The organism is Agromyces mediolanus, from assembly GCF_023715325.1.
In the GTDB taxonomy this organism is placed as follows: Bacteria; Actinomycetota; Actinomycetes; order Actinomycetales; family Microbacteriaceae; genus Agromyces; species Agromyces mediolanus_A.
The window spans coordinates 1-24,481 of record NZ_JAMBNX010000001.1 but is presented as its reverse complement, the minus strand read 5'-3'; the positions used below and the strand labels follow the sequence as shown (position 1 = coordinate 24,481).

The following is a 24,481-nucleotide window of genomic DNA, read 5'->3' as shown; positions in this document are numbered from 1 at the left end:
AAGTCGTTTCGTACCTGGCGGTTCAGATCTCGTCGATGTTCGACGACTCGAAGCGCGCGGAGATGTTGATGCCGAGCTCCTCCGCTGCGCGGAAGGCCTCGTCATCGGTGTCGCGGAGCGAGACCGCGGTGCCGTCGGCCGAGAGCACCTCGACGTTCAGGCAGAGCGACTGCATCTCCTTCATGAGCACCTTGAACGACTCGGGGATGCCGGGCTCCTGGATGTTCTCGCCCTTGACGATCGCCTCGTAGACCTTGACGCGGCCGAGGATGTCGTCGGACTTGATCGTGAGGAGCTCCTGGAGGGCGTAGGCGGCGCCGTACGCCTCGAGCGCCCACACCTCCATCTCGCCGAAGCGCTGGCCGCCGAACTGCGCCTTTCCACCCAGCGGCTGCTGCGTGATCATCGAGTAGGGGCCGGTGGAGCGGGCGTGGATCTTGTCGTCCACGAGGTGGTGCAGCTTCAGGATGTACATGTAGCCGACCGAGACGGGGTACGGGAACGGCTCGCCCGAGCGGCCGTCGAACAGCTGGGTCTTGCCCGAGGAGTCGATGAGGCGCTCGCCGTCGCGGTTCGGCAGCGTCGAGTCGAGGAGACCGGCGATCTCCTCCTCGTGCGCGCCATCGAACACCGGGGTGGCGACCTTCGTGCCGGGGGCGGCCTCGCGGGCGCCCTCGGGCAGGGTCTTCGCCCACTCCGGGGCGCCGTCGACCTTCCAGCCCTGCTTCGCGACCCAGCCGAGGTGGGTCTCGAGGACCTGGCCGAAGTTCATTCGACCCGGGATGCCGAGCGGGTTCAGGACGACGTCGACCGGCGTGCCGTCCGCGAGGAACGGCATGTCCTCGACCGGCAGGATCTTCGAGATGACGCCCTTGTTGCCGTGGCGTCCGGCGAGCTTGTCGCCCTCGGTGATCTTGCGCTTCTGGGCGATGTAGACGACCACGCGCTGGTTGACGCCCGAGCCGAGCTCGTCGTCGCCGTCCTGCGAGTCGAACACCTTGACGCCGATGATCGTGCCCTGCTCGCCGTGGGGCACCTTCAGGGACGTGTCGCGCACCTCGCGGCTCTTCTCGTTGAAGATCGCGCGGAGCAGGCGCTCCTCGGCGCTCAGCTCGGTCTCGCCCTTCGGGGTGACCTTGCCGACGAGGATGTCGCCGGGGCGGACCTCGGCGCCGATGCGGATGATGCCGCGCTCGTCGAGGTCGGCCAGCAGATCGGGGCTGACGTTCGGGAGATCACGGGTGATCTCCTCCTTGCCGAGCTTGGTGTCGCGGGCGTCGACCTCGTACTCCTCGATGTGGATCGAGGAGAGGACGTCGTCCTTCACCAGGTTCTGGCTGAGGATGATCGCGTCCTCGAAGTTGTGACCCTCCCACGGCATGAACGCCACGAGGAGGTTCTTGCCGAGCGCGAGCTCGCCGTTGTCGGTGGCGGGGCCGTCGGCGATGACCTCGCCGACCTCGACGCGCTCGCCGGCCGAGACCACGACGCGGTTGTTGTACGAGGTGCCCTGGTTCGAGCGGTCGAACTTGCGCAGGTAGTACGTCTGCGTGCCGCCCTCGTCGAGCTGCACGGTGACGGAGTCGGCCGAGACCTCGGTGACGACGCCCGCACGGTCGGCGGTGATGACGTCACCGGCGTCGACGGCCGCGTAGCCCTCCATGCCGGTGCCGACGAGCGGCGAGTCGCTGCGCAGCAGCGGCACGGCCTGGCGCTGCATGTTCGCACCCATGAGGGCGCGGTTCGCGTCGTCGTGCTCGAGGAACGGGATGAGGGAGGTACCCACCGACACCATCTGGCGCGGCGAGACATCCATGTAACCGATCTCGGCAGCCGGGAACAGGTCGACCTCGCCGCCCTTCTTGCGGGCGAGCACGCGGTCCTCGACGAAGGAGCCGTCGGCCTTCAGCGGCGCGTTGGCCTGGGCGACGATGTAGTCGTCCTCCTCCGACGCGGTCAGGTAGTCGATCTGATTGCTGACCTTGCCGTTCGCGACGCGGCGGTACGGCGTCTCGATGAAGCCGAACGAGTTGATCCGCGCGAACGAGGCGAGCGAGCCGATCAGGCCGATGTTCGGTCCTTCCGGCGTCTCGATCGGGCACATGCGGCCGTAGTGCGAGGGGTGCACGTCTCGGACCTCGACGCCCGCGCGGTCTCGCGAGAGACCGCCGGGGCCGAGCGCCGAGAGGCGGCGCTTGTGGGTGAGGCCGGCCAGCGGGTTGTTCTGGTCCATGAACTGCGACAGCTGCGAGGTGCCGAAGAACTCCTTGATCGCGGCGACGACGGGTCGCACGTTGATCAGGGTCTGCGGGGTGATCGCCTCGATGTCCTGCGTCGTCATGCGCTCGCGGACGACGCGCTCCATGCGGCTGAGGCCGGTGCGCACCTGGTTCTGGATCAGCTCGCCCACCGCACGGATGCGGCGGTTGCCGAAGTTGTCGATGTCGTCGACGTCGAGGCGGATGTCGACCGCCTTGCCGCCACGACGACCCGGCAGGGTCTCGCGACCCTCGTGCAGCGCGACGAGGTACTTGATCGTCGCGACGATGTCCTCGACGGTCAGGACCGAGTCCGTCAGCGGGGCCTCGAGGCCGAGCTTCTGGTTGATCTTGTACCGGCCGACCTTCGCGAGGTCGTAGCGCTTCGGGTTGAAGTAGAAGTTGTCGAGGAGCGCGCGGGCGGCCTCGGCGGCGACCTGCTCTCCCGGACGGAGCTTGCGGTAGATGTCCTTGAGCGCCTCTTCCTTCGTGAGGATGTTGTCCTTCTCGAGGGTGAGGGCGATCGACTCGTAGCCGGCGAACTGCTCGAGGATCTCCTCGGAGGTGAGGCCGAGGGCCTTCATGAACACCGTGACCGACTGCTTGCGCTTGCGGTCGATGCGGACGCCGACCTGGTCGCGCTTGTCGATCTCGAACTCGAGCCACGCACCGCGGCTCGGGATGACGCGAGCGGAGTAGATGTCCTTGTCGCTCGTCTTGTCGGGGGTGCGCTCGAAGTACACGCCGGGCGAGCGGACGAGCTGCGAGACGACGACGCGCTCGGTGCCGTTGATCACGAAGGTGCCGCGAGCGGTCATCAGCGGGAAGTCGCCCATGAACACCGTCTGGGTCTTGATCTCGCCCGTGAGGTGGTTCATGAACTCGGCGTTCACGTAGAGCGGGGCGGAGTAGGTCTTGCCCTTCTCCTTGCACTCGTCGATCGTGTACTTCGGCGGCTCGAGCTCAGGGTTGGTGAACGAGAGCTGCATGGTCTCGCCGAGGTCCTCGATCGGGGAGATCTCCTCGAAGATCTCCTCGAGGCCGGTGGCCTCGGGCAGGTCCTTCCGACCGTCTGCGACGGCCTGCTCGACGCGCGCCTTCCACGCGTCGTTGCCGACGAGCCAGTCGAAGCTCTCGGTCTGCAGGGCGAGCAGGTCGGGGACGGTGAGGGTGTCGGTGACCTTCGCGAACGAGAGGCGACTGGCCTCGCGTCCGTTTTTGGGGGTGGGCGTGGTCGCGTTGCGCGCAGCAGCCAAGGAAATGACCTCCATGGGCCCGTCGGCCCGGTTCATTGTCACAAGTGGAGAATTGCCCCGAGACGTGTGTGCGGGAGTCGGTGATCGCGAGATCACGGACTACACGGAGCCGACCGCAATATGAAGGCAGAGTGGGTCTGGGAGCGCAAAGGTCAAGCATATGCGACAAGACGCGCCATGTCCAGCCGGATTCTTGATTTCGTCATGGATCTCCGGTATAACCGCGCGGCACGGGGCTCGGATGCCTCGCCGAACGCCCCGGCGCGCCGCGGAATCGGGCGCCGCTCCGCCCCGGCCGACCCCGCGGCATCCCTAGACTGACGGGCACGAGGAGGCGCCATGACCGAGCCCGGTGCCGTTGCCGGCCCGCCCGCCGCGCCGGCCGACCGCAGCCGATGACGCGCATCGAGTTCGAGCGCGACGTGTTCAGCAGCCACGGCTGGACGCTGCTCGTCGACGGCACCGCCCAGTCCCACGTCGACGCCGACGACCCCGGCCGACTGTTCTTCGAGTACGTCCGCCGGATCGGCCACGTGATCGACGCGATGGCGACGCCCGGCGCCCCGCTGCGCGCCCTGCACCTCGGCGGCGGCGCGCTCACCATCCCGCGATACCTCGCCGCCACCCGGCCCGGCTCGGCCCAGCTCGTCGTCGAGCTCGACGCCGAGCTCCTCGAACTCGTGCTCGACCGGATGCCGGCGCCGGCCGGCGTCGAGACGCGGATCGCCGACGCGGCCGACGCGGTGCCGGCGCTCCGGGCGGCGGGCGCCGGCTTCGACCTCGTCGTCCTCGACCTCTATACCCGTCTCGATCCACCGGCGTTCGTCACCGACGCGGCCTTCCAGCGGGAACTCCTCGCGCTCCTCGACCCGGCCGACGGACCGCCGCTGCTCATCGCGAACGTCGCCGATGCCGCGGGGCTCGGGCGGCTGCGCGAGCAGGCGCGCGCGATCGCCCGCGCCCGACCCGGCACGGAACTGCTCGTCGCGGGCGACGCCGGCGTGCTGGCCGGCGCCGAGGAGGGCAACGCCGTGCTGGTCGCCGGTCCGGCCGGCATCCCGCCCGACGTCGCCGAACGGCTCGCCCGGCTCGGGCCGCACCCCGCCGCCGTGCTCGAACGCGACCGGCTCGACGCGGTGCTCTTCGGCGCCTGCTGAGGGGCGCCCGCCGAGGCGCGCCCGCCGAGGGCGCGGGGTAGCGTTGAGGCGTGCCGCACCACGCCGACCCGCCGCTCGAACGCCGTCTCTCCGCGAGCGGCCACCTCGCGAAGCTCGAGGAGTCCCGCAGCACCCCCGGCTCCTGGACCCTCTACGTGGACGGCACCCCGCAGTCGCACGTCGAGCTCGAGCGGCCCGAGTGGCTCGGCTTCGAGTACGTGCGGCGCATCGGGCACGCGATCGACCTCGTCCGGTCCGAGGGCGAGCCGATCACGGCACTGCACCTCGGCGGCGGGGCGCTCACCCTGCCGCGGTACGTCATCGCGACGCGGCCCGGTTCCCGTCAGCAGGTGATCGAGCTCGAGTCGGAACTCGTCGAGCTCGTGCGCGAGGTGCTGCCGCTGCCCCGCGGCGCGCAGCTGCGGGTGCGCCACGGCGACGCCCGCGCGGTGCTGCAGAAGCTGCCGGCCGGTCTCGACGGGGCCGTCGACCTGGCCGTCGTCGACATCTTCTCCGGCGCGCGCACGCCCGCCCACGTCACGAGCACCGAGTTCTACGGCCTGCTGCGGCCTCGCCTCGCGCCCGGCGGCATCGTGGCGGTGAACGTCGCCGACGGCGCCGGACTCGGCTTCGCCCGTTCGCAGGCGGCGACCCTCGGCCACGTCTTCGCGCACGTCGCGATCGCCGCCGACGCCTCGATGCTGAAGGGACGTCGCTTCGGCAACGTCGTCATGTATGCAAGCGACACCGAGCTGCCCTTCGCCGAGCTGCCGCGCCGGCTCGCGAGCGATCCGGCGCCCGCGAAGCTCGTCGACGGCGAGGAGCTGCGCCGCTTCGTCGCGGGCGCGCCGGTGGTGACGGATGCCACGGCCGTCCCGAGCCCGCCGCCGGCACGTTCGGTCTTCCTCGCGAAGTAGCGTCCGGGTCATCCGCCGCGCTCCCACCGTCTCCCTCCCCCCCCGTTCACAACTCAGGAAGAATCCGACCGGCATCCCTGCGCGGACGCCGATCGCCGATCGGCTCGATGCCCATAACCGGCAGATGTTCCTGAGTTGTGAGCGGGAGCTCAGCGGGCGTGCCGGAAGCGAACGGGCTGGCCGGGACGGAGCTGCGCGACCCGGTCGAGCGAGGCCGGCGCGACGATCGCGACGACGGGGTATCCGCCCGTCACCGGGCGATCGGGGCCGAGGATCGTCGGCTGTCCGGAGGTCGACACCTGCATCGACCCCGGCACGGTCGCCTCGCTCGCGAGCTCCCCCGCGACGAGGCGTGCGAGCGGCGGCCCGTCGAGGCGCGTGCCGACCCGGTCCGCGGCGGGCGAGGTGCGCCACTCCGCGTCGAAGAGCCGGGCACGGGCCTCGTCGGTGAACCAGTCGGCGCGCGGCCCGGGCACGAGCTCGAGCACCACCGGCCCGTCGGACGGGGCGAACGCCGCCTCCCGGTCGAGGAGCGCGACCGGCGCCTCGGGCTCGGCGCCGATCGGCAGCCGGTCGCCCGCGGCGACGGGGGCGGGACCGAGCCCGGCGAGGGTGTCCCGTGACCGCGAGCCGAGCACCTCGGGCACCGCGATGCCGCCGCGGACGCCGACCAGGTAGCGGAGCCCGTGCTCGGCCGGCCGGAGTTCCAGTTCGGCACCCGCGGGCACCCGCACGGCGGCGGCCGGCGGCGCCTCGAGCCCGTCGACGAGGATCGTGCCGCGCGCGCCCGTAACGGCGACCCAGGCATCCGCCTCCGCGACCGCGCGGAAGCCGCCGAGGAGCACTTCGAGTCCCGCGGCCCCGGCCGGGTTGCCGATCAGTCGGTTCGCGAGCGCGAGCGCGCCGCGATCGGCTGCGCCGGAGCGGCCGACGCCCAGGCGCGCGAGCCCGGGCCGGCCGAGGTCCTCGATGAGGCAGGATGGCCCGGCCGCGACGACGCGGAGGGCGGTCACGAGCGCGCCCCCGGCCCGGTGGGCCCGGCCTCGCGGAACCGCACGCGTGCGCCGGGCACGAGCCTCGCCGGCGGATCGGCGCGCTCGTCCCAGAGCACCGCGTCGGTGCGACCGATGAGCCGCCAGCCGCCCGGGCTCTCCCGGGGATATGCGCCGGTGTAGCCGTCGGCGAGCGCGAGCGATCCGGCCGGCACCCGCGTGCGCGGCGCGTCCAGACGGGGCACCCGGTACGGCCAGTCGTCGCTGACGAGGTACGCGAACCCCGGGGCGAAGCCGATGAACGCGACCCGCCATTCGGCGGCGAGGTGCCGCGCGACGAGCTCGGCCGGGGCGAGGCCGAGGATCCGCGCGGTGTCGGCGAGGTCTTCGCCGTCGTAGCGCACGTTGAGGACGACGGACCGTTCCGCCTCCGGGCGGATGCCGCGGGCGGGCGGGTCGGTCAGGGAGGCGGTGCCGGTCGAGGCATCCGCGTCTCCCGGGCCGCGCGCCGCCGCGCGCCGCACCCAGCTCGCCGCCGTCTCGAGCGGCAGCACCCGGTGGTCGAGCGAGACGAGCAGGGTGCGCGCGGCCGGCACGAGCTCGACGAGCCCGTCCGGCGGTTCGATCGCGAGCGCTCCGTGCAGCGCGAGCACCTCGGCCGGGGAGCCGCACTCGACGAGGATCGCGTCGGGTCCGCTCGGCAGCAGTCGCACGCTCATGCGAACGCCCGCACCCGCACGCCGGCCGCTTCGAGGGCCGCGCGGACGTGCCGGGCCAGCTCGGGCGCCCCGGGGGTGTCGCCGTGCAGGCAGATCGAGTCGGGGGCGAGCTCGACGGCGCCGCCGCCGCGGAGCGGCACCGCGCCGGTGGTGGCGAGCGCCACGGCACGGGCGGCGACCTCCTCCGGTTCGGTGATGAGGGCCCCGTCGGCGCCGCGCGGCAGGAGCAGGCCGTCGGGCCCGTAGCCGCGATCGGCGAAGGCCTCGCGGGCGAACCGGAGTCCGGCGGCGGACGCCGCGGCCTCGATCGCGCCGCCGGGCGCGCCGAGCACGGGGAGCGCGGCGTCGAAGGCGGCGAGCGCCTCGGCGAACGCGGCGGCGGCCCGGGCGTCGGCGCCGAGCCGGTGGTACAGCGCGCCGTGCGCCTTCACGTAGCGGACCCGGACGCCGTGCGCCCGGGCGAGACCGTCGAGCGCACCCAGCTGGTAGAGGAGCTCGGCGGCGAGCTCCTCGGGGGCCGCATCGAGCGCGCGCCGGCCGAAGCCGGCCAGGTCGCGATAGCCGGGGTGCGCACCGAGGGCCACGCCGTGCGAGGCGGCGAGCGCGACGCTGCGCCGCATCGTGACGGGGTCGCCGGCGTGGAAGCCGCAGGCGACGTTCGCGCTCGTCACCAGGCCGAACATCGTCTCGTCGTCGCCGAGCCGCCACGCGCCGAAGGACTCGCCGAGGTCGCAGTTCAGATCGATCGACGCCGCCATCCCCCCATTCTGCCGGGTGCCGGGGCATTGCCGCGCGGCCGGCGGGCGCGCAGACTGGGCGGAGCGGGAACCACCGGGAACGGGAGGCCGGATGCCGAAGCGGACCCATCGAGCCGGCGGCATCGCCGCGCCCGCGGGGTTGGCGCTCCTCTCCCTCGTGGTGCTCGGCGCCTGCAGCCCGGTTGCGGCGCCGACCCCGGGCGTCCCGTCGTCCACGCCGACTCCGACCGCGAGCCCGGCCCCGACGCCGGCTCCGCCGCCGCCCCCGGTCCTCCGCCCGGACGGCTCGGTGCGCGAGCTCGCGACGGGCCTCGACGCCCCGTGGTCGGTCGTCGCCCTGCCGAACGGCGCGGTGCTCGTGAGCGAGCGGGATCTCGGCCGGATCCTCGAGGTCCTGCCGGGCGGCGCCACCCGGGTGGTCGCCGAGGTGCCGGGCGTCGCCGCGGGCGGCGAGGGCGGCCTGCTCGGCCTCGCGCAACGGCCGGGCGACGGCGAGCGCGAGCCCGCCCTCTACGCGATGTACACCGCCGCCGAGGACAACCGGATCGTGCGGATGCCGCTGGCCGGCGAGCCCGGCTCGATCTCCCTCGGCGCGGCGGAGCCGGTGCTCACCGGCATCCCGAAAGCGGGCAACCACAACGGCGGCCGGCTCGCCTTCGGCCCGGACGGCTTCCTCTACGCGACGACGGGGGACGCGGGGCTGCGCGACGCGGCCCGCGACCCCGCTTCGCTCGCGGGCAAGATCCTGCGGATGACGCCGGACGGCGAGCCGGCGCCGGGGAACCCCTTCGGCTCGGCCGTCTGGAGCCTCGGCCACCGCAACCCGCAGGGCATCGCCTGGGATGCCTCGGGCCGGCTCTGGGCGGCGGAGTTCGGTCAGAACACCTGGGACGAGCTGAATCTCATCGAGCCCGGCGGCGACTACGGCTGGCCGGTCGTGGAGGGCGCGGCGGGCGATCCGGCCTTCGTCGACCCGGTGCTGCAGTGGCCGACCGCCGAGGCGAGCCCGAGCGGGCTGGCGGTCGCCGGGGACTCCCTGTTCCTCGCGGCGCTCCGCGGCGAGCGGCTGTGGTCGGTGGCCCCGGCGAGTGCGGCGGCGCCGGCCGCCGAGGCGTGGTTCACGGGCGAGCACGGGCGGTTGCGCGACGTCGTCGCGGCGCCCGGCGGCGGCCTCTGGGTGCTGACGAACAACACCGACGGCCGCGGCGACCCGCGCGCGGGCGACGACCGGCTGCTCCTCGTCGGCCTCGCGGGCTGAGCGCCGCCGGCACCGCGCGCGCCCGGTGCCGGTGGGCGGCGCTATTCTCTGTCCCATGGCGGAACTCGAGCGGGTCAGGCGGTGGGCCGAGGCGCTCATCGCCCTGCACCTCGATCCCGCCCAGTGGAGCTTCGGCTTCGACAACGCGAAGAAGCGGGCCGGGCTGTGCAACTACACGGCGAAGCATCTCTCGGTGTCGCGGTATCTGGCCGCCCGCTACGACGACGACGAGATCCACCAGATCCTGCTGCACGAGGTGGCGCACGCCCTGGCCGGGCCGCGTGCCGGGCACGGCCCGAAGTGGGCGAAGATCGCCGCCGACCTCGGCTACGTCGGCCAACGCACCCACGACGGCGAGATCGCCGACGAGCTCGCCCCCTGGGTGGGCCGCTGCCCGGCGGGCCACGTGCACTACCGCTACCGTCGGCCGGAGCGGCCGCTCAGCTGCGGGCTCTGCCAGCGCGGCTTCGACCGGGCGAACCTCATCGATTGGCAGCGGCGCGACATCACCCCGGCGATGCGCCGGCGCGCCGCCAGTGCGGCCGCGGGCTGAGCGCGAGGCCGTGCCGCTCGCGGCATCCGGCAGAATGGGACGCGCGCCCTGATCGGCGCCCCGCACCTCCCCATCCCGAAAGCGCAGCATGCCCGTCTCCACCGTGCAGATCCCCGTCGGCCAGTGGGTCGTCTCCGGCGACGGGCTCCGCTGGTGGTTCGACTCCGGTTCGCTCGCCCTCGACTTCGCGTGCACGGGCCCGATCGGCGCGTCGCTCGCCGAGGAGCTGCTGCACTCCCCCGACGACCTCGCCGGCTGGCTGCGCGAGCGCTTCCCGATGGCGATCGGTGACGCCCGCACCCGCGATCTCTTCGACGCGACGGCGCTCCGCGACGCGATCACCCGGCTCGCCCTGGCCGCGGCGCACGGGGGCGAGCGCCGCAGCGACGACGTCGACATCGTGAACCTCTACGCGGCCACGCCCGACATTCCGCCCTCCCTCGACGGCGGTTCGCGTCAGGCGGGCCGTTCCGTGCAGCTCGTCGGCCAGTCGCTCTCGACGATCGCGCGCGACGCGGTCGATCTCCTGAGCGCGTCGAACACCGAGCGGATCCGGGTCTGCGCGGGCGACGACTGCGACATCGTGTTCCTCGACACCTCGCGGGCGGGCAGCCGTCGCTGGTGCTCCATGCAGCGCTGCGGCAACCGGGCGAAGGTGCGGGCGCACCGCGCGCGCAAGCGACCGGTCACGGCCGGCTGAGCCGGTTCAGTCGATCCGGAAGACCTCGCCGCGGAGCTCGGGCACGAGTTCGGTGACGTCGGTCTGCGCTGCGGCCGCGACGCCCTCGCCGACGCCGCGCTGGAGGAGTTCCGCGCCGCTGCCGCTCGCGCTCTGCAGGTGGCCGACCGCGCGGCGCAGCCCTTCGAAGGCGGCGCACGCGACGGCCGCTTCCGGCGAGGTGTGGTCGATGCCGAGCGCGACGAGGGCGTCGACGACCGCACCGCCGGCGAGCTGGTCCTCGACGGCGAAGCGCACGCCGTCGCCGCCACGCTCCCCTGCAGCGAGGATCGCGACGCTGAGCCGCCGGCCGTGCGCCTCCTGCAGGGCGAGGATGCGTCGGGCGACCGCCGTGCGGTTGCGCAGCGAGGCGGCGAGCACCACGGGGGGCTCGGCGCCGTCGCTCGGTGCAGCCTCCCGCCGGGCGAGGCCGCGGGCGAGGGACGCCCCGTTCGGTGAGGCGAGCACGAGGACCGCTCCGGGGTGTGCCGGGAGCTCCTGCCCGGTCGCGAGTGCGGCGAGGAAGGCGGCGGGGGCGCTGAGCGCCGTGCCGTCGCCGAGCCCGGCGGCGAACTCCTCCGCCCCCGGTTCGTGCTTCGGCCAGGGGGCGACCGCGAGCCCGTGCTCGGCGGCCGCGACGACCGCCGTCGTGAAGGAGAGCGCGTCGACGAGCACGATCACGTCGGCGGGGGCGAGACGCTCGAGGCCCTCGGCGCCCCACTCGAACCTGACCTGGTACTTGGACTGGGCGAATGGGGCGTCTGGCTGCACCGGGCCAGGCTAATGGACGCGGGACGCCGGCCCCGTCCGTGCGTCGCCGTGCGTCAGCGCCGGCCCGCGCCGGCGTCCCAGGCGGCGAGCGCCTCGGCATCGGCCGCCCGTGCCGCGGCGCGCCTGGCGGCGTCGAGCGCCGCGACCGGATCGGGTTCCTGCCGGGCGATCACGAGCTGCCGCTCCGCCTCGGCGAGCCGGGTGCGGGCGTCGGCCCCGACGATGCCGCGGCCGCGTTCGATCAGGGCCCGGGCGACCCCGAGCTGGCTCTCGGCGATCGCGAGCGCACCCCCGAGCGCCGAGCGGGCGCCGTCGAGCCGCGCCTGCGCGGTGCGCGCCTCGGCCCGCGCGGATTCGAGCCGGTCGAGCGCGGCGCCCAGCCGGTCGCGCTCGGCGAGCGGATCGGGCAGGTCGCCCGCGGCGCCCGCCCCGGATGCCGCCGCGACGGCCCCGCCGATCAGCTGCGCGACGGCCGCGATCGCCTCGCCGAGCTCGCGGGCGTCCTCCGGCTCGCTCAACGCGTCGCGCTGACGACGAGCCTCGACGAGCTCGGCGTCGAGCCGGCGCACGCCCTGCTCGGCGGCCCGTTCGGCGTCGGCGAGCTCGAGCTCGAGGCGGTCGAGCGCGTCGAGGTCGGCGGCGGCGCGGTCGAGATCCGCGGCGATCCGGGCGGCGCGCTCGGCGTCGCCGGCACCGCTCGGCGCGGCGAGCGCCACGCCGGCCGCGGCGAGCGCGACGTCGACCCGGTCGAGGGCGGCGCGCCCGCCGACCAGCGCGGTCGGGCGGAACCGGGTGCCGAGCCGTTCGAGAGCGGCCGCGGCATCCGCGCGTCGTCGGCCGAGCCGGGCGGCCGTCTCCGGCAGCTCCGTGAGTGTCGCCCCGGCGCCGCGTTCGGCGGCGCGGCGGGCGCCGAGCGCCTGCTCGGCCTGGTCGAGCGCCCCGAGGGCCGAGGTGCAGAGCCCGGCGATCCGTTCGCTCCAGCTGCGCCGCTCCGCGGCGGTGTCGGGCTCGGCGTCGTCGAGCCGCTGCTGCAGCAGGAACGCCTCGCGCAGCCACCGCTCGGCCCGTTCACCCGCCTCGCGCACCGGCCGGGCGGCCTCGGCCCCGAACTGCGCCTCGGCGAAGGCGACCTCGCGCCGCGCCTCGCGGACGCGCTCGTCGGTCTCGACGATGAGCTGCTTCGCGCGCACCTCGACGGCGCGGCCGTGCTCGAGGTCGGTGAGCTCGCGGCGACGTCCCAGCCGGCGTACGCCGACGATCGCCGCGGCGAACGCGACGACGGCGCCCCCGAAGACGAGGAGGGAGGGCAGCCACCAGAGTCCATCGGCCATGGCCGGAGTCTACGGCGCGCATCTCGACGGCGGCCGAGCGCGCCGCGTAGCCTCTCGGCATGCGCGTGCTGCTGAAGCTCACCCTCGACTGCGACCCGGATGCCGCGTGGCGGGCGCTGCGGAGTCCAGCCGTGCTGCGCGAGGTCGTCGCCCCCTGGCTCGACTTCCGCTCCCTCGAGCCCGGCGGGCTGCCGACGGCGTGGACGGAGGGGCCGCACCGGGTGCAGCCGCTCGCGTTGCGGCGCTGGCCGGCAGGCGAGGAGGTGGTCGACCTGCGCTTCCTCGAGGGCGAGCGCGACGGCCTGCCCGCCGACGTGCGGATGCTCCGGGACGGCGGCGGCGCCACCTCCGGCCCGTTCGCGGCGTTCCGCAGCTGGGACCACCGGATGGCCGTCTCGCCCGCGCCCGGCGGGCGCACCCGGTACCGCGACCAGTTGCGGGTGAGCTCCGGGACGGCGCTCGGCGACGCCCTCGCCTGGTACCCGGTCTGGGCGTTCTGGCAGTGGCGCGGCGCGCGCCTGCGGGCCCTCGCGCCGAGCTGGGCGCACGAGCCCGAATCGGCCGAATGAGCGGCATCGGCTAGACTGTGGGTGTGGCGCGCCTCGCGCGCCTCGCGTCGTAGAACGCTTCCGGGCCGGCTCAGGCCGCCCCGATGACTCATTCGTACGGCGAACGGATGCGCCGACCGGCGCCTTCGCCACTCACCCACTGACGGGTCGAACCGCTACGGCGTGCCGCACGAATCGCGACGCCCGTGCGCGCTCCCGCCGGTGGGCCATGCCCGAAAGGCACGCATGACCACCCCCGATTTCCGCACGCTCGGCGTGCCCGCGCCGCTCGTCGACCTCCTCGCCGCCGACGGCAAGACCGTCCCCACTCCGATCCAGGCCGACTCGCTGCCCGACACCCTCGCCGGCCGCGACGTGCTCGGCCGCGGCCGCACCGGCTCGGGCAAGACGATCGCCTTCGCGCTGCCGATGGTCGCCCGTCTCGGCACCGTGCTCGCCGGCGGCTCGCGCCGCGCCGGCCGACCCCTCGGTCTCGTGCTCGCGCCGACCCGCGAGCTCGTCACCCAGATCGCCCGCACGATCGAGCCGCTCGCCGAGGCCTACGGCCTGAAGGTGACGACGATCTTCGGCGGCATCAACCAGAAGCGCCAGGTCGAGGCGCTGCGCGCCGGCGTCGACATCGTCGTCGCCGCGCCCGGCCGCCTCGAGGACCTGATGAAGCAGGGCTTCGTGCACCTCGACGCCGTCGAGATCACCGTGCTCGACGAGGCCGACCACATGGCCGACCTCGGCTTCCTGCCGGTCGTCACCCGCATCCTCGACAAGACCCCGCGCGGCGGCCAGCGCCTGCTGTTCTCGGCGACCCTCGACAACGGGGTCGACAAGCTCGTGAAGCGCTACCTGCAGAACGAGGTGCTGCACTCCGTCGACGAGGCGAACTCGCCGGTCGCCGCGATGACCCACCACGTCTACCTCACCGAGGACCAGGACACGAAGTTCGAGCTCGTGAAGTCCCTCGCGAGCGGCACCGGGCGCCGCATGCTCTTCATGCGCACGAAGCACCAGGCCAAGAAGCTCGCGAAGAAGCTGACCGAGTCCGGCATCCCCGCCGTCGACCTGCACGGCAACCTCTCGCAGCCGCAGCGCGACCGCAACCTCGCCGCGTTCGGCGACGGCTCGGTGCGCGTCATGGTCGCGACGGACGTCGCGGCGCGCGGCGTGCACGTCGACGAGGTCGAACTCGTCGTGCACGTCGACCCGCCCGTCGAGCACAAGGCGTACCTGCACCGCTCGGGCCGCACCGCGCGTGCCGGCAACGAGGGCGACGTCGTCACGATCGCCATGCCGAGCCAGCTGCAGGACCTGAAGCAACTGCTCCGCAAGGCGGCGATCACCGTCACGCCGAAGCCCGCCACGCCGGCCTCGCCCGAGGTCGTCGCGCTCGTCGGCGACGTCGCACCCTACGTGAAGCCGGTGCCCCGGCAGGCGAAGCCGCAGGGCGGCGGCGGCACCTCGCAGGGAGCGAACGCACAGCGCAAGCGCGCCCGCCGGAGCGGTGGCGCCGAGGGCGGCGAGGCCCGCGAGGGCGGTCGCGGCCGCGGTGGCCGCGGCGGCGCACCCCGCGGCGACGCCGAGCGCGGCGACGCCCAGCGCGGCGGCGAGGGCGGCGGCTCGCGCCGTCGCCGCAGCGGCGGCCGTGGTCAGGGCGGGGCGGATGCCGCGCCGCGGACCGCCTCGTCGCAGGGCACCGGTCGCGGCGCCTCGGCGCAGGGCTCGGGTCGCGCGCAGGGCGGCGCCTCGAAGTCGGCAGGCTCGGGCGGCGGACGCGGCCAGAGCGCGCGCGGCCCGCAGCCGCTCCGCGTCGGCAGCCTCGTCGGCTCGTCGCGGAACACCCGCACGAACCGCCGCGCGCAGGGCTGATCCCGCGTCACGGGCGGCGACGGCAGGTCCGTCGCCGCCCGATTTCGCCCTGCGGCCGCGCTGGCCTACTCTCAGGTGCATGAGCACCGAGGTTGTTGCACAGGTCGTCGTCCGCCCCATCCGCGATTCGGATGTCGAGGCCCTCGGTCGCGTGCACGCGACCTGCTGGCACGAGACCTACGACCACCTGATCTCGAAGGCGGCGCTCGAGAACCTCTCGCCCCGCCGCATGGCCGAGCTCTGGAGCCACATGGCGTCCCGCGGCGAGGAGTACCGCCAGTTCGCGGCGCTCGTCGACGGGGAGATCGTCGGCTTCGTCGGCTCCGGCCCCGCGCGCGACGAGGACGCCCCGCGCGAGCGCGAGCTGAACTTCATCTACGTGCTCGACGCGTACCACGGCACCGGCATCGGCAAGAAGCTCTTCGACGCGGCCGTCGGCGACGAGCCCGTCTACCTCTGGGTGGCGGCCGACAACCCGCGCGCGCACCGCTTCTACGAGCGCAACGGCTTCGTGCTCGACGGGGCGACGCAGCGCCAGCCGTTCCTCGGCGAGGAGATCGACGAGGTCCGCTTCGTGCGCTGAGCCGCGCGCGTCACGGACGCCCCGGCGGGCTTAGGCTTCTCGGCATGCCGATTCCCGTGATCCTCGACGTCGACACCGGCGTCGACGATGCCCTCGCCCTCCTCTTCGCCGTCGCGCACCCCGAGATCGACGTGCTCGCCGTCTCCTGCGTCGCGGGCAACGCCTCGCTCGAGCAGGTCGTCGACAACACGCTGCGCATCCTCGACGTCGCCGGGGCCGGCGACGTCCCGGTCGCCGCGGGCGCCGTGCGGCCGCTGCTCGAGCCCGCCCGCTCCGCCTCCCACGTGCACGGCGCCGACGGCCTCGGCGGGCTCGTGCTGCCCGAGACCTCCCGCCGTGCGGTCGAGTCGAGCGCCGTCGAGCTGCTTCGCCGCACCATCCTCGAGCACCCGGTGCCCGTGACCCTCGTCGCGCTCGCGCCGCAGACGAACCTCGCGCTGCTGCTGCGCACCCACCCGGAGGTCGCCTCGAACCTCGAGCGGATCGTCTTCATGGGCGGCTCGGCGAGCGTCGGCAACGCCACCGCGGTCGCCGAGTTCAACGTCTGGCACGACCCGGAGGCCGCGGCGATCGTGCTCGACTCGGGCGTGCCCTGCTACATGTACGGCCTCGACGTCTTCAACCGGGTCTCGGTCGCGCAGGACCGCGCCGCCGAGCTCGAGGCGGGCGAGCACCCGGTCGGCCGCGTCGTCGGCGCCCTGCTCGGCCACCGGATCGCCCTCAGCGAGGACGAGCGCGCCCAGTACACGGGGCTCATCGGCGACGCCGGCGCCGTCTGCGCGCTCGTCGCCCCCGAGGCGCTCCGCACCGAGCGGCGCCCGGTCCGGGTGGAGCTCGCGGGCTACAGCCGCGGGCAGACGCTCGTCGACCTCCGCGAGTTCCCGGGCGAGGACGTCGTGCACGGCCTCGCCGGAGAATGGGCGACCGCCGAGGTCGCGCTCGGCGTCGATGCGGAGCGCGTCGCCGCGCTCTTCCTCGACACCGTCCTCGCCTGAGGCGGCTCAGCCGAGGCCGCGGGGCTCCTGGTGACCGTCGTTCTCGGTGAGCTCGCCCTCGACCGGCTTCGTCGAGAGGCCGACCGATCCGCTGCCCGGCGCCGCCGAGGTCGCCGCGTGCACCGCGAGCTCCTCGTTCTCGACCGGGAACGCGGTGTGCAGGCGCACGGGGTCGCGCTGCTGAGCGAGCCGCTTCGCGCGCCGGTTCGCGGCGATGAGGTTCAGCGCCTCGACGAAGATCGCGAACGCCATCGGGCCGTAGATGAGCGCCTTGTCGATCTTGACCCCGAAGCCGTCGGCGATCAGGAACACGCCGATGAGCAGCAGGAACGCGAGCGCGAGCATCTTCACCGTCGGGTGGGCGTTCACGAACGCGAAGATGTAGCGCGCCGCAAAGAGCATGATGCCGAACGAGAGCACCACGACCGTGATGATCACGACGAGGTTCTCGGTCATACCGACCGCGGTGATCACGGAGTCGAGCGAGAACACCAGGTCGAGCACGAGGATCTGCGCGATGACCGAACCGAAACTCGCCCGCGCCGCCGAGCCCGCAGTGTGCTCCTCCGCGCCCTCCAGCTTCTGGTGGATCTCGTGCACGGCCTTGTACACGAGGAAGAGTCCACCGGCGATCAGGATGAGGTCGCGACCGGAGAAGCCGATGCCCGCGATCTCGAACAGGTCGGTCTTCAGCGTGATGATCCACCCGGCGAAGAGCACCAGCAGCACCCGCATGAGCATCGCCAGCGTGAGGCCGAGGTTGCGGGCCTTCGCCTGCTGCTCGACGGGCAGCTTGGAGGCGAGGATCGAGATGAAGATGACGTTGTCGACGCCGAGGACCACCTCGAGCACGAAGAGCGTCACGAAGACGGCGATCAGGTCGGGCGTGAACTCGAGCGAGAACTCCATGTGCACATGAATATCACGGCCGGCTGCGCGGAACCCCGCGCGGCCGGCCGGAAGGAGCCGCGCGGCTCAGTCGAGGTGCGGATGGAGGTGGCGGGCGAAGAAGCGGGCGGCGTCCTCGCCCGCGAACGCCGGCACCCCGGTGTGGCCGCCGAGGTTCGCGTACAGGGTCTTCTCCGCCGAGCCGAAGGCATCGAACAGATCGAGGGCCATCGCGCGGTCGTTGCCCTCGTCGTCCCACTGGAGGAGCATGTGAAGCGGGATGGTGACCTGCCGCGCGTCGGCCATCGTCGCGCGGGGCACGTAGCTTCCGGCGAAGAGTCCGGCCGCGGCGATCCGCGGTTCGATCGCGGCGAGGCGCACGCCGATCGCGATGATCCCGCCGGAGAAGCCGACCCGTTCGGCGAGCTCGGGCAGCCCCAGCAGCTCGTCGAGCGCGGCCTGCCACTCGGGGACGGCTCGCTCGAGGAGCGGAAGGATCAGCCGGTCGACGGTGTCCTCGCTCGGCTTCGCGCCGGCGGCGATCGCGCGGCCGAGCTCGGCGCGCGCCTCGGCCGCACCGGGCAGCGGCGTGCGGTCGCCCGCGCCGGGCAGTTCGAGGGTGGCCGAGGCGAAGCCCTGCGCGGCGGCGCTGCGGGCGCGCGCGGCGAGGCGTGGATGCATCCGCGCCATGCCGATCCCGCCGGGCTGGCCCATGAGGATCAGCGGGGCGGGCGAGGCGGGCGTCGCGGTCGGCGGCGTCCAGAGGATGCCGGGGATCCCTCCGAGCGTGAAGGTCCGCTCGGTGTGACCGTCGTCGTGACGGTGCGTGGAGGAGAAGTGCATGGTCGTGCCTTTCGGGAGTGCGGCGGATCGCGGCGCTCCCGGACGACTTATCGCCCGGCCGTGACTCCGCTGGGGAGCACCGACGTGGATTCGTTCACGGGTACCACCTCCTCGGCTCGCTGAACGGACGGTTCAGGCTAGCAGCTCGGCCCCCGCTCAGCGCAGCGCCCCGACCGAGGCGAGCGCCCGCCGCACGAGCACGCCGCGGCCGCCCTCGAGCTCGTCGCCGACGGCGCGGCTCGCCGCCTCCTCTGGCGGCATCCAGCTCACCTCGAGCGCATCCTGTCGCGGCTCGCAGGTGCCGGTCACGGGCACGACGTAGACGAGCGAGACGGCGTGCTGGCGTTCGTCGGTGAACGGGGTGATGCCGGGCATCGGGAAGTACTCCGCCACGGTCGCGGGCACCGGGCTCGCGGGCAGCAGCGGGAACGCCATCGGGCCCAGATCCTTCTCGAGATGGCGGAAGAGCGCGTCGCGCACGGTCTCGCCGTACATCACGCGGCCGGAGACGAGCGTGCGCGTCATCTCGCCGACGGTGTTCGCCCGGAGCAGCAGCCCGACCTCGGTCACCTGCCCGAGCCCGTCGACCCGCACCGGCACCGCCTCGACGTAGAGCAGGGGCAGCCGGCCCCGGACCTCGGCGAGCTCCAGGTCGCTCAGCCAGCCGGGGTTCGTGGGCTGCGGGACGTCGGGCTCCTCGCCCGGGGTCCAGTCGGGGTCCGGGGTGCGCACGCTCATGCGTCGATTCTGCCCCACCCGCCCGCCCGGCGTACGCTCGGACGATGCGGATCGATGACGAGGCGGTGCTCTGGTCGGCGTCCGGCGACGACCGGGCCGGGCGCCCACTGCTCGTGCTGCTGCACGGCTACAACTCGAACGAGGGCGATCTGTTCGGCCTCGCGCCGTATCTGCCGCTGGCCCCGGTCATCGCCTCGCTCCGCGCCCCGCTCGACGCCGGATACGGCTACGCGTGGTTCGAGATCTTCGATACGGCGGGGCGCCTCGACGACGAGGATCCCGCGAAACTGGTCGCCGCCGAGCGGGCCGTCGACGCCGTGCTCGGCTGGCTCGACCGGAATGCGGGCGACGCGCCCTCCGTCGGTCTCATCGGCTTCTCGCAGGGCGGCGCGATGAGCCTCGAGCTGCTGCGCCGCGCCCCGGAGCGCTTCGCCTTCGCCGCCATCCTGGCCGGCTTCGCGATGCCGGGCGTGCGCGAAGGCGACGCCCGACTCGCCGAACTGGCGCGGCCGGTGTTCTGGGGACGCGGCACGGAGGACGCGGTCATCCCCGCCTCGGCCGTGGCGCGCACCGCAGCGTGGCTGCCGGGGCACAGCGCGCTCGACTCGCGCATCTACGAGGGCCTCGCGCACTCGGTCTCGGAACGGGAGCTCGCCGACCTCACGGCCTTCGTCGGCGCGCGCTACTCCGCCGCGGCCGCGGACTGAACCGCGCTCAGTCCTGCTCGGCGGCGCGCGCGGCGCGCTCGCGGTCGCGGTCGGCGATGCGGGCCTTCTCGGCGCGCACGGCGGCCTGGGTGGCCCGCTCCTGCACGAGCCAGGCGGGCGGCGCGGCGAGGAGGGCCTTGATCTCGGCGGTCGTCAGCGGATCGGTGATGCCGCCCCGGGCGAGGCCGGAGTTCGAGACGCCGAGCTTCGCGGCGACGACGCCGCGCGGGTGCGGGCCCTCGGCGCGCAGGGTGCGCAGCCACTCCGGCGGCTCGGCCTGCAGCGCGGCCAGCTCGTCGCGGGAGACGACGCCCTCCTGGAACTCGGCGGGAGCCGCCGACAGCAGGATGCCGAGCTTCTTCGCCGCGGTCTCGGGCTTCATGGTCTGCGCCTTGGCGCGGCTCGGCTGGTTCTCGCTCACCCTGCAACCGTAGCCGACGGTAGCCTGAGACGGATGACGATGCGACTCGACTACGTCGCCGGGGTGAGCCCGGCGAAGTGGCTGCGCGCGTGGGCCGAGCGGCACCCCGAGCTCCCGCTCGAGGCCGTGCGGGTCGACGAGCCCGCCCAGCTCGACCGGCTGCTGGCCGGCGAGGTCGACCTCGCCTTCGTGCGCCTCCCCGTCGACGACACGCGCCTGCACGTCATCCCGCTCTGGGAGGAGCAGCCCGTCGTCCTGCTCGAGAAGGACCATCCCTTCGCCGACGCGGAGGCGCTCTCCCTTGCCGAGCTCGAGGGCGAGCCGCTCGCCCCCGTGCAGGATGACCCGGCGATGACCATCGAGCTCGTCGCCGCGGGCACCGGCTACGCGATCGTGCCGCACGCGGTCGCCCGGCTGCACCACCGGCGCGACGTCGTGGCGCTGCCGTTGCAGGGCGCGCCGACGACGCGGATCGCGCTGGTCTGGTTGGTCGAGCGCGACGACGAGACGGTGCAGGAGTTCGTCGGCGTGGTCCGGGGGCGCACCGCGCGCAGCTCGCGCGGGGCGGAAGGCGACCCCCCGGCGGAGCGCGGCGGCTCCGAACGGCATCGTGACCGCGGGCGCGGCAGCGACGGCGGCGGCAAGCCGGGCACGCCCGCCGGCTCGGCACGCGGAGGAGCTCAGGGCCGAGGGGCTTCCGGTCGGGGCGACGGCACTGCTCGCGGTGGTGCATCCGGGCGAGGCGCCTCCGGCCGCGGGCGCCCGAACCGCGGCCGCAAGCGCTGAGCGCTCGTCACCGAGTGGCGCCGGTATCGCGTTCCGGGAGACGATGGGCGTCATGACTCGGCCCTTCCTCTTCCTCTCGGCACGCCCCGAGGCCGAAGCGGTCGCCCCGGAGTACGAGGCGGTGCGCCGGGCGATGGGGCTCGACGCCGGCCGCCTCGAGCACCTCCGCCTCGATGTCGAACCGATGTCGCAACTCGTGCTGGACGACTTCGCGGGCATCGTCGTCGGCGGCAGCCCGTTCAACGTGACGACCCCCGACGAGCGCAAGGGCGCGATGCAGCGCCGGGTCGAGGACGACCTCGCCCGGCTCGCCGAGTGGGCGCTCGCGGGCGACCGGCACGTCATGTTCACCTGCTACGGCATCGGCGTCCTCACCCGCATCCTCGGCGGGCAGGTCGGCACCCGGTACGGCGAGGACGCCGCGGCGGTCGAGCTCGCCCTCACCGAAGCCGGCCGGGCCGACCGGCTCGCCGGGGTGCTGCCCGAGCGCTTCGCGGCCCTCGTGGGGCACAAGGAGGCGACCGACGAGCTGCCCCGCGAGGCGGTGCTCCTCGCGGCTTCGACCGGATGCCCCGTGCAGCTGTACCGCGTCGGCGAGCACGTGTACGCGACGCAGTTCCACCCCGAGGTGTCCACGGCCGACTTCGTCGCGCGGGCCCGGGTGTACCGGCACCACGGCTATTTCCCCGCGAGCGAGCTGCGCGAGGTCGAACTGCGGCTCGGCGCGGCATCCGTCACCGAGCCGCAGCGCCTGCTGCGGCGCTTCGTCGAGCTCGCCGCCGACCCCGCCTGACCCCACCACCCCGACTTGCCCGACTTTCATGAAAGTCGGGCAAGTCGGGGTGGTGGGTCAGCCGAGCGGGTAGCGGCGGCGCAGCACGAGCCGCTGCACGAGTGTCCAGGCGACGGTCGTCAGCAGGTACAGCCCCGCGGCGAGCGGCACGAACATCGCGATGCCCGCGGTGAGGAAGTGCAGCGGCAGCAGCGCCTTCGAGAGGTCGGGCATCGCCGGCGCGCCGGGCACGGCAGACGACGGCGCGGCGCTCGCAGCCGGCCGCGGCACCGCGAGCGGGCCGCCGGGGCGCGCCGCCCGCAGCGTCAGGAAGCCGACCGCGGCGATCGCCACGACCAGCCCGGCGAAGACCAGCAGGTCGAGCGGCTGCGGCACGCCGGCCGCGATCGTGCCGACGAGGCTGTGCCCGAGCGGCACGCCGAGGAGCGTCTGGTCGAGCAGCAGGTTCGGGTGCCCGTTCACCACCGGGAGGATGAAGAGGGCGTAGATGATGCCGACGACCGGCGCCTGCACGAGCATCGGCAGGCAGCCCGCGAAGGGGCTCGTGCCTTCGTCGGCGTACAGGGCGCGGAGCTCGCGCTGCAACCGCTCGGGATTCTTCGCGTGCGTGCGCTGCAGCTCCTGCAGCTTCGGCGCGATCCTCGCGCGGGTCTGCTCGCCCTTCGCGAGGGCGACACCGACGGGGATGAGGGCGGCGCGGACCACGAGCGTCACGAGCACGACGGAGGCCGCGGCGGCGGCTCCGTCGAGCAGGGGATCGAGGAATCCGGCGAGCCCCATGAGCAGGGTGTAGGCGCCGTCGATGACGGCGGCGATGGGCGGAAAGGCGTAGAAGTCCACAGGTGCGTCCTAGCGGTCGGCGCGACGGAGCGTCGCGCGCGGAACAGGGAGTTCCGTCTGGCCGCGGGGCCGCAGCTCGCGCCGAGGCGCGGTGGCGTGCGGGTCAGGCGGCCGCGGCCGCCCGTCCCGGCGCCCTGGGCCGCGCCCGCCCGGGCGCGTCGGGGTCGGACTGCGAGAGGAGCCGCCACGGATCGGCGGTCTGCCTGAGCCTCGTGGCCGCGCCGGAGGGGTCGGCGGCGACGAGCGTGGGGAGCGCGCGCACGGAGAGCACGACGACGGCCACCGCCGCTGCGCCGACGACCCCGAGGAGGAGCACGCTCAGCTGGCCGTTCGCGGCGGCACCGAGCTCGAACGCGGCCGCGAGGAATCGCAGCAGGTTCGTGAGCAGCTCGATCATCGCGGGCCAGCCTTCTGCGCCCGCTCGGGCGCTCAGTCCGACCGTACCAGGCTCGCCGAGCGACGGCCTGGCCGCCCCGGCATGCTGACCGGGCGGCGGCGCTCGCGCACCGCCGCCCGGGTCAGCCGTGCGGCCTCAGCCGCGGCGACGCCGCCGCTCGAATCGGGCGAGGACGGCCGCCAGGCCGCCGAGCAGGAGCAGCGCCGCCGCTGCGGCGAGACCCAGCCCGATCTCGGCTCCGGTTCGCGCCAGGTCGCCGTCACCGGGCCCGGCCGGAGTGACCGCCGGGGCGGGAGTCGGCGTGCCCGGCTGAGCGGGCTCCGTCACGTCGACATAGCCGACCGTGACGGTCGCACGGGTCGCGTTGCCCGCCCGGTCGGACACGGTGTACTCGATCGGCGTGGGGTCGCCCTCGAAGCCCGGCTCGGGGGTGAAGGTGATCTCGCCCGTGTCGGGGTCGACCGTCCACGTGCCTTCGCCGGGCACCACGAGCTCGGTCACGGGATCACCGCTCGCCGGGTCGATGATGCGCACGGTCGAGGGGTCGAGATCGCCCGCGTCGTTGCCGAGGACCGGCACGGTCACGGCGGAGCCTCGCGGGTTGCCGAGCGACTCGTCGTCGGTGGCCTCCGGCAGGTACGTGATCGTCACGGTCGCGCCCGTCGGATTGCCGTTCACGTCGGACACGGTGTAGTCGATCGGCGTCGGGTTGCCGGGGAACCCGGCCTCCGGGGTGAAGGTGATCTCGCCCGTGTCGGGGTCGACCGTCCACGTGCCTTCGCCGGGCACCACGAGCTCGGTCACGGGATCACCGCTCGCCGGGTCGATGATGCGCACGGTCGAGGGGTCGAGCTGACCTCGATCGTTGTCGAGCGTCGGCACGGTGACGGTGGCGCCTCGCGGGTTGCCGAGCGACTCGTCGTCGGTGGCCTCCGGCAGGTAGGTGATCGTCACGGTCGCGCCCGTCGGATTGCCGTTCACATCGTCGACCGTGTAGTCGATCGGGGTCGGGTCTCCCTCGAAGTCCGGCTCGGGCGTGAACGTGATCTCGCCGGTGTCGGGGTCGACGGTCCAGGTGCCCTCGCCGGGCACCACGAGCTCGGTCACCGGGTCGCCCGAGGAGGGGTCGGTGATCTTCACCGTCGAGGGATCGAGCTGGCCTCGATCGTTGTCGAGGGTCGGCACGGTCACGGCATCGCCGATGCGGTTGCCGTGGGACTCGTCGTCGGTGGCCTCCGGCAGATAGGTCACGGTCACGGTGGCGCCCGTCTCGTTGCCGTTCGCGTCGGACACGGTGTAGTCGATCGGGGTCGGATTGCCGGTGAACCCGGCCTCCGGGGTGAAGGTGATCTCACCCGTGTCGGGGTCAACGG

25 protein-coding genes are annotated in these 24,481 nt (G+C 73.9%); 12 read left to right on the top strand and 13 right to left on the bottom strand.

Annotated features, from left to right (window positions below; genetic code table 11):
- Positions 1–22: 22 nt before the first annotated feature.
- The gene (rpoB, locus tag M3147_RS00125) at positions 23–3,514 is read right to left on the bottom strand and encodes a DNA-directed RNA polymerase subunit beta (protein ID WP_251202115.1); all 3,492 of its coding nucleotides are present in this window, start codon (positions 3,512–3,514) and stop codon (positions 23–25) included.
- Positions 3,515–3,909: 395 nt separating this feature from the next.
- Here rpoB and M3147_RS00120 point away from each other — a divergent pair, with 395 nt between their 5' ends.
- Together M3147_RS00120 and M3147_RS00115 are read left to right on the top strand one after the other, a co-directional pair.
- Entirely contained in the window at positions 3,910–4,671 is a 762-nt protein-coding gene (locus M3147_RS00120) for a spermidine synthase (protein WP_251201534.1), read from the top strand.
- Between the two features lie 50 nt (positions 4,672–4,721).
- Complete coding sequence (locus M3147_RS00115; RefSeq protein ID WP_251201533.1) at positions 4,722–5,588, top strand: spermidine synthase; 867 nt, start codon at positions 4,722–4,724, stop codon at positions 5,586–5,588.
- A 149-nt stretch (positions 5,589–5,737) separates the two neighbouring features.
- Here the strand turns inward: M3147_RS00115 and M3147_RS00110 are convergent, their stop codons facing one another.
- Genes M3147_RS00110 through M3147_RS00100 form a run of 3 tightly spaced genes read right to left on the bottom strand, consistent with a single transcriptional unit; the run spans position 5,738 to position 8,057 of the window.
- Complete coding sequence (locus M3147_RS00110; RefSeq protein ID WP_251201532.1) at positions 5,738–6,601, bottom strand: biotin-dependent carboxyltransferase family protein; 864 nt, start codon at positions 6,599–6,601, stop codon at positions 5,738–5,740.
- The gene (locus tag M3147_RS00105; protein ID WP_251201531.1) at positions 6,598–7,299 is read right to left on the bottom strand and encodes a 5-oxoprolinase subunit B family protein; all 702 of its coding nucleotides are present in this window, start codon (positions 7,297–7,299) and stop codon (positions 6,598–6,600) included. Before M3147_RS00105 ends, M3147_RS00110 begins: the two co-directional genes overlap by 4 nt.
- Positions 7,296–8,057 (bottom strand): LamB/YcsF family protein, encoded by a 762-nt coding sequence (locus tag M3147_RS00100; protein WP_251201530.1) that lies wholly within the window; start codon positions 8,055–8,057, stop codon positions 7,296–7,298. Before M3147_RS00100 ends, M3147_RS00105 begins: the two co-directional genes overlap by 4 nt.
- Before the next feature lie 91 nt (positions 8,058–8,148).
- Here M3147_RS00100 and M3147_RS00095 point away from each other — a divergent pair, with 91 nt between their 5' ends.
- The 3 genes from M3147_RS00095 (at position 8,149) to M3147_RS00085 (ending at position 10,568) form a co-directional block, all read left to right on the top strand.
- Positions 8,149–9,315 (top strand): PQQ-dependent sugar dehydrogenase, encoded by a 1,167-nt coding sequence (locus M3147_RS00095; RefSeq protein WP_251201529.1) that lies wholly within the window; start codon positions 8,149–8,151, stop codon positions 9,313–9,315.
- A gap of 55 nt (positions 9,316–9,370) precedes the next feature.
- A complete protein-coding gene (locus M3147_RS00090) occupies positions 9,371–9,868 on the top strand; it encodes a SprT-like domain-containing protein (protein WP_251201528.1) in 498 nt (165 codons plus the stop codon).
- 88 nt (positions 9,869–9,956) lie between these two features.
- The gene (locus M3147_RS00085) at positions 9,957–10,568 is read left to right on the top strand and encodes a CGNR zinc finger domain-containing protein (RefSeq protein WP_251201527.1); all 612 of its coding nucleotides are present in this window, start codon (positions 9,957–9,959) and stop codon (positions 10,566–10,568) included.
- Positions 10,569–10,574: 6 nt separating this feature from the next.
- On the opposite strand, the gene M3147_RS19445 is transcribed toward M3147_RS00085, so the two are convergent.
- Complete coding sequence (locus tag M3147_RS19445; protein WP_251201526.1) at positions 10,575–11,357, bottom strand: 2-phosphosulfolactate phosphatase; 783 nt, start codon at positions 11,355–11,357, stop codon at positions 10,575–10,577.
- A gap of 53 nt (positions 11,358–11,410) precedes the next feature.
- Positions 11,411–12,688, bottom strand: coding sequence for a hypothetical protein (locus tag M3147_RS00075; protein WP_251201525.1), 1,278 nt, complete (start codon positions 12,686–12,688; stop codon positions 11,411–11,413).
- A 59-nt stretch (positions 12,689–12,747) separates the two neighbouring features.
- Between M3147_RS00075 and M3147_RS00070 the strand changes: the two genes are divergently transcribed.
- The 4 genes from M3147_RS00070 (at position 12,748) to M3147_RS00055 (ending at position 16,695) form a co-directional block, all read left to right on the top strand.
- Positions 12,748–13,257: a hypothetical protein gene (locus M3147_RS00070; RefSeq protein ID WP_251201524.1), complete on the top strand. Its 510-nt coding sequence runs from the start codon at positions 12,748–12,750 to the stop codon at positions 13,255–13,257.
- 225 nt (positions 13,258–13,482) lie between these two features.
- Entirely contained in the window at positions 13,483–15,117 is a 1,635-nt protein-coding gene (locus tag M3147_RS00065) for a DEAD/DEAH box helicase (protein WP_251201523.1), read from the top strand.
- A 79-nt stretch (positions 15,118–15,196) separates the two neighbouring features.
- Positions 15,197–15,700: a GNAT family N-acetyltransferase gene (locus M3147_RS00060; protein ID WP_189083674.1), complete on the top strand. Its 504-nt coding sequence runs from the start codon at positions 15,197–15,199 to the stop codon at positions 15,698–15,700.
- Between the two features lie 44 nt (positions 15,701–15,744).
- Complete coding sequence (locus M3147_RS00055) at positions 15,745–16,695, top strand: nucleoside hydrolase (protein WP_251201522.1); 951 nt, start codon at positions 15,745–15,747, stop codon at positions 16,693–16,695.
- Between the two features lie 6 nt (positions 16,696–16,701).
- Here the strand turns inward: M3147_RS00055 and M3147_RS00050 are convergent, their stop codons facing one another.
- From M3147_RS00050 to M3147_RS00040, 3 genes are all read right to left on the bottom strand, one after another.
- Positions 16,702–17,604 carry a TerC family protein gene (locus tag M3147_RS00050; RefSeq protein ID WP_251201521.1) on the bottom strand — a complete coding sequence of 301 codons (903 nt, stop codon included), beginning with the start codon at positions 17,602–17,604 and terminating at the stop codon, positions 16,702–16,704.
- Between the two features lie 66 nt (positions 17,605–17,670).
- The gene (locus M3147_RS00045; RefSeq protein WP_251201520.1) at positions 17,671–18,426 is read right to left on the bottom strand and encodes an alpha/beta hydrolase; all 756 of its coding nucleotides are present in this window, start codon (positions 18,424–18,426) and stop codon (positions 17,671–17,673) included.
- Positions 18,427–18,582: 156 nt separating this feature from the next.
- Positions 18,583–19,164, bottom strand: coding sequence for an NUDIX hydrolase family protein (locus M3147_RS00040; RefSeq protein ID WP_251201519.1), 582 nt, complete (start codon positions 19,162–19,164; stop codon positions 18,583–18,585).
- A 44-nt stretch (positions 19,165–19,208) separates the two neighbouring features.
- On the opposite strand from M3147_RS00040, the gene M3147_RS00035 reads away from it, so the two are divergent.
- Positions 19,209–19,871, top strand: coding sequence for an alpha/beta hydrolase (locus tag M3147_RS00035; RefSeq protein WP_251201518.1), 663 nt, complete (start codon positions 19,209–19,211; stop codon positions 19,869–19,871).
- Positions 19,872–19,878: 7 nt separating this feature from the next.
- Here the strand turns inward: M3147_RS00035 and M3147_RS00030 are convergent, their stop codons facing one another.
- A complete protein-coding gene (locus M3147_RS00030) occupies positions 19,879–20,253 on the bottom strand; it encodes a DUF5997 family protein (protein WP_243570793.1) in 375 nt (124 codons plus the stop codon).
- A 72-nt stretch (positions 20,254–20,325) separates the two neighbouring features.
- On the opposite strand from M3147_RS00030, the gene M3147_RS00025 reads away from it, so the two are divergent.
- Both M3147_RS00025 and M3147_RS00020 read left to right on the top strand, forming a co-directional pair.
- Complete coding sequence (locus M3147_RS00025; protein WP_251201517.1) at positions 20,326–21,078, top strand: LysR family transcriptional regulator substrate-binding protein; 753 nt, start codon at positions 20,326–20,328, stop codon at positions 21,076–21,078.
- Between the two features lie 52 nt (positions 21,079–21,130).
- Positions 21,131–21,871 (top strand): glutamine amidotransferase, encoded by a 741-nt coding sequence (locus M3147_RS00020; RefSeq protein WP_251201516.1) that lies wholly within the window; start codon positions 21,131–21,133, stop codon positions 21,869–21,871.
- A gap of 57 nt (positions 21,872–21,928) precedes the next feature.
- Here the strand turns inward: M3147_RS00020 and M3147_RS00015 are convergent, their stop codons facing one another.
- The 3 genes from M3147_RS00015 to M3147_RS00005 all read right to left on the bottom strand — a co-directional run.
- Entirely contained in the window at positions 21,929–22,711 is a 783-nt protein-coding gene (locus M3147_RS00015; protein ID WP_251201515.1) for a YidC/Oxa1 family membrane protein insertase, read from the bottom strand.
- 103 nt (positions 22,712–22,814) lie between these two features.
- Positions 22,815–23,108: a DUF6412 domain-containing protein gene (locus M3147_RS00010; protein ID WP_251201514.1), complete on the bottom strand. Its 294-nt coding sequence runs from the start codon at positions 23,106–23,108 to the stop codon at positions 22,815–22,817.
- 135 nt (positions 23,109–23,243) lie between these two features.
- Positions 23,244–24,481, bottom strand: a 1,238-nt coding sequence (locus tag M3147_RS00005; RefSeq protein ID WP_251201513.1) for an Ig-like domain-containing protein, incomplete at its 5' end; no start/stop codon positions are given.